Consider the following 4,251-nt stretch of genomic DNA (forward strand, 5'->3'; position numbering starts at 1 on the left):
GGCGGGCCCCGGGCCGTCCGGGCGCGGGGCACCGCCCCTCCGGGGGCCGGGGCCGGCCCCCCCCCCGCCCCCCCCCGGGGTGGCGGGGGGGTTACACCCGGGGGGGGTACCCCGGGGGGGTCCCCACCTCCGGCCCATTCATCTTTCATCCGGTCCGCACCCGATTCTTCGTCGCCGCGAAATCGGCACGCCCGCGTCATCGGTGACCACGTCGGCTTGTTTCCTGGATCTGTCACCAGATCACGGCTCGCCACCACGACAAGGCACGCCGATACTGGTTTCACCCGCCGGCACGAGCACGGAGATCCCGTCCGGCGTCGGCATTCCCACAGCGAGGTTGTTATGTCGTGCCGTATTCACCTGAACAACTCTTCTCGTGACAACCCAACCGTTACACCAGCCGACCGCGTCGAGAACACTGAACACCACGTACACGTGGTGGCACTCGGCGCCCTGCGATTCGGGGATTCACCCCGGTTCGTCATCGACGAAGACTTCGTTCTCGCGCTCGCGGCCGAGACCGCCGTGCTGCCTCCCCTCATTGTCCATCGGCCCTCCCTGCGCGTCGTGGACGGCAACCATCGGCTGCTCGCGGCACAGGCACGCGGGAAACTCAGCGTGACCGTGACGTTCTTCGACGGCAGCGCGGAGGACGCATTCGTTCTTTCCGTGTACCGCAATATCTCCAGCAGATTTCCGCTCAGTGAAGCCGAACGACACGCCGCCGCGGACCGGATCCGCCGCACCCACCCGCACTGGCCACTGTGGACGATCAGGGCACTGGCCGGCCTCCCCGCCGCCCACCTCGAAGGTCAGAGCTGACCGGCAGCGCGGAACGTCAGCACTTCGGTGAGCGGCACCTCCCCGCCACCGATGATCGCGCGGTTCAGTCCGGGATCTCGCCCATGGAGCGGCACAGCCGGCGCAGCAGGCCGGCCAGCCGGCGACGGTCCTGGGCACTCAGACCACTCACCAGTTCCGCCTGGGCGGCCAGTTCCGCCGTGACCGCCTCGTCGACGAGGGTCAGCCCCGCCGGGGTGAGGCGGACCAGTGCCGTGCGCCGGTTCGCGGGATTCTGCCTGCGGTCCACCAGGCCGGCGGCCACCAGCCGGTCCAGGCGGCTGGTCATCGTGCTGTTGCCGGCCAGCATCCAGCGCGCGACCTCGGACAGCGTCAGCTCGTACGGCTCTCCCGCGCGCCGCAAGGTGGCGAGGATGTCCAGATCCGCGTGGAGGACGCCGAAGTCTTTCAGCGTCTCGTCGAGGCGGCGGGTGACCCGGCGCGCGGTCCGGGTCAGCCGGGCCAGCACCGACAGGGGAGCCGGATCGAGGTCCGGGCGTTGCGCACGCCACTGATCCAGGACGTCATCGACGAAGTCACGCTCCATCCTCGTACTCTACAATGACGGATATTACGACCTCGTACCTTTCGGCTCCGTAGCGAAGGAGAGGGAAGTTGACCGGAGTGATCGTCGTCGGCGGCGGGCCGGTCGGCATGCTGCTGGCCACCGAACTCGGCAGGCACGGCGTGCCCACCACAGTCGTCGAGAAGCTGACCGCCACCCACGACGAACCACGCGCGGGCACGCTGCACGCGCGTACCGCGCAGTCGCTGCTGCGTCGCGGCTACCTCCCCGTGCCACGGCCACCACGCGACCCGCGTGCCGTCGTGGAGACGCCGTTCCACTTCGGCGGCCGCCCGGTGCTGACGCTGGAATCGCCCGCGCTCGAAGGCCCGCCGATGGTCGGCCAGGCACAGTCCGACATCGAGCGCTTCTTCGAGGCGAAAGCCCGTTCGCTCGGCGTCACGATCCTGCGCGGCCACCGGGTCACCGGTGTCCGCGACGACGGCGGGCACGTCAGCGTCACCACCGATCGCGGCGAACTCACCGCCTCCTACGTCGTGGGCTGCGACGGCGCCCGCAGCATCGTCCGGGAAGCGGCGGGGATCACCGGGACCACCCACCCCGCCACGTTCGCCGGTCTTCTCGGCCTGGCCAGGCTGGACGACGAGGCGCGGGTACCCGGCGGCTGGACACAAGGGCCGACCGGCTGGACGCTGATCAACGTCAATCCGGCCGGGCACAGCCGGATCCTCACCCACGAGTTCACCGAGCCCTTGCCCGAACGCGACGCCCCGGCCACACTCGACGACCTGCGGGCGGCCGCCTCGCGCATCCTCGGCCACGACGTGCCGATGGCCGATCCGGCGTTCCTCGGCCGGTTCAGCGACTTCACGCGGCTGGCCGACGACTACCGCCGCGGCAGGCTCCTGCTCGCGGGCGACGCGGCCCACGTGCACGCCCCGCTCGGCGGGCAAGGGCTGAACCTCGGCCTGCAGGACGCGCTCAACCTCGGCTGGAAACTCGCGATGGTCGCGATGGGCACGGCGCCGGACGAGCTGCTGGACACCTACCACACGGAGCGGCACCCGGTCGCCGAAGCCGTCATCGAGAACACCCGTGCCCAGGCCGCGCTGATGCGGCCGGGGCCGGAGTTCGAGCCGCTGCGCGCGCTGGTCGCCGACCTACTGTCCACTTCGGACGCCAACCGGCTGCTCAGCGACCGGATCAGCGCGCAGGGCGTGCGCTACGGCGACGGCCACGGCCTGACAGGCGAGTTCCTGCCGAACTTCCCGCTCGGCGAGCTGACGGTCGCCGAGCTGCTGCACCGGGGCCGCCCGGTACTGCTGCTCGGGCCGGGTGCGGCCGGCCTCGCCGACACGGCGGCGGGCTGGAAGGACGGCATCGACGTCGCCGGACACGACGAGGACCTCGGCGAACCGGCAATCCTGCTGCGCCCGGACGGGTATGTCGCGTGGGCAGGGCAGGACGCCGAGCGGCTCGCCGCGGCCCTCACCACGTGGTTCGGCCCGCGCTAGGCAGGCCGGACCGACTGCCGGTGCCGGAACACGTCCGCCGGATCCCATTGCGCCTTCGCCCGCCGCAGCCGCGCGTAGTTGTCCTTGAAGTACAGGTCGTGCCACCGGACCCCGGAGGTGTTCCAGTCCGGATCGGACAGATCGGCGTCCGGGTAGTTGACGTAACACCCGTCGGCCACTTCGCCCGGCACCGGCACGCCGCCGGTGTCCGCGTACATCGCGCGGTAGAAGTCGCGCACCCAGGCGATGTTCGCGTCGTCGGAGTCCACTGTGGACCAGAAGGCCTGGTACAGCAGCTTGAACGTGCTGTCGCGCTGGGCCACCGCGGTCGCGGCCGGGTCGACCGCCGAGATCGCGCCGCCGTAGGAGAACGCGACCAGCATCGTCTCCGGGTTCGCCACGTCCGGCCGGGTCAGGTACTCATACGCCGTCCGCACCTGCGACTCCGGGAGGGTGCTCCGCACATAGGCCGACTTGTGCTCGGCGCGCAGCGTCGGGTCGGTGAGCACCGGGGTGTTCGTGCCGAGGAACCGCGTCGCCCGCAGCCATGGCAGCCGCCGGGGGCGGGCCAGCCCCGGCATCGGACCGAACTCCCCCGCTCGCGCGAACCCGGCCGTCGCCAGATCACCGAGGACGACCGCGAGGTACTCGTCCAGCACCCGGTCCGCGTCCGGCGCGGCGGCGTCGATCTGCGCCACCAGGCCGACCGTCCCGTTGCAGCGGTGATTCAGCATCAGCAGGCTCGACAGCGCCGCACCGGATGAGTCCGGCGCGCGGTGTTCGTGGTGCCAGCGCGCGTAGCCGCCGAGCAGCCGCGCGAACCGCCGCTCGTCGAGTTCGGCCCACGGCACCGACAACGCCACGACGAGCACCTCCGGCGGCGGCCGCACCAGCGGTGCCCGGAACAGGAACCGCGTCACCACGCCGAACGAGCCGCCGCCACCCCCGGTGTGCGCCCAGAACAGATCGGCTTCGGGCCCGGCCGAGTCGCGGGTGACCACCACCGTCCGGCCGCCGGCCAGCACGACCTCGACGCCGTACAGGTGGTCGACGGTCAGGCCGTCCCGCCGCGACAACAGGCCGTAGCCGCCGCCGGTGACATGCCCGCCCGCGCCGACCGAGTAGCAGATCCCGCCCGGGATCGTCACACCCCAGCCGTGGTACAGCCGCTCGTAGACGTCCTGCAGCCGCGCCCCGGCGCCGACGGAGTAGAGACCGTCCTCGTAGTCCACTTCGGACAGTCCACTCAGGTCGAGTGGGGGGTGTGGTGGGGCAGGCGGGGCGGGGGGGAGTTTCGATATCGTGGGCGCGCCGGGGGGCGCGGGCGCGGCGGCGCGGGGGGGGGTGTATATAAAAAGAGAGCCACCCCAC

At 71.5% G+C, this 4,251-nt stretch carries 4 protein-coding genes; 2 read left to right on the plus strand and 2 right to left on the minus strand.

Annotated elements, in window-relative coordinates:
* The first annotated feature begins 435 nt into the window (after positions 1 to 435).
* Entirely contained in the window at positions 436 to 822 is a 387-nt protein-coding gene (locus ACFWX1_RS41825) for a ParB/RepB/Spo0J family partition protein (RefSeq protein ID WP_378395442.1), read from the plus strand.
* Between the two features lie 64 nt (positions 823 to 886).
* Here ACFWX1_RS41825 and ACFWX1_RS41830 read toward each other — a convergent pair whose 3' ends face one another.
* Positions 887 to 1,387: a MarR family winged helix-turn-helix transcriptional regulator gene (locus ACFWX1_RS41830; protein WP_378395443.1), complete on the minus strand. Its 501-nt coding sequence runs from the start codon at positions 1,385 to 1,387 to the stop codon at positions 887 to 889.
* 77 nt (positions 1,388 to 1,464) lie between these two features.
* Here ACFWX1_RS41830 and ACFWX1_RS41835 point away from each other — a divergent pair, with 77 nt between their 5' ends.
* Entirely contained in the window at positions 1,465 to 2,880 is a 1,416-nt protein-coding gene (locus ACFWX1_RS41835; RefSeq protein ID WP_378395469.1) for an FAD-dependent monooxygenase, read from the plus strand.
* Here ACFWX1_RS41835 and ACFWX1_RS41840 read toward each other — a convergent pair.
* A complete protein-coding gene (locus tag ACFWX1_RS41840; RefSeq protein WP_378395470.1) occupies positions 2,877 to 4,232 on the minus strand; it encodes a BBE domain-containing protein in 1,356 nt (451 codons plus the stop codon). The two genes, ACFWX1_RS41835 and ACFWX1_RS41840, sit on opposite strands and share 4 nt — an antisense overlap.
* Positions 4,233 to 4,251: the final 19 nt, after the last annotated feature.

The sequence above is a fragment of the Amycolatopsis sp. NPDC059021 genome, from assembly GCF_042739895.1.
In the GTDB taxonomy this organism is placed as follows: domain Bacteria; phylum Actinomycetota; class Actinomycetes; order Mycobacteriales; family Pseudonocardiaceae; genus Amycolatopsis.

What these genes read in the sequence shown, in the direction of transcription:
- ACFWX1_RS41830 (WP_378395443.1), bottom strand. Translation starts at nt 1,387, where the DNA reads ATGGAGCGTGACTTCGTCGATGACGTCCTGGATCAGTGGCGTGCGCAA.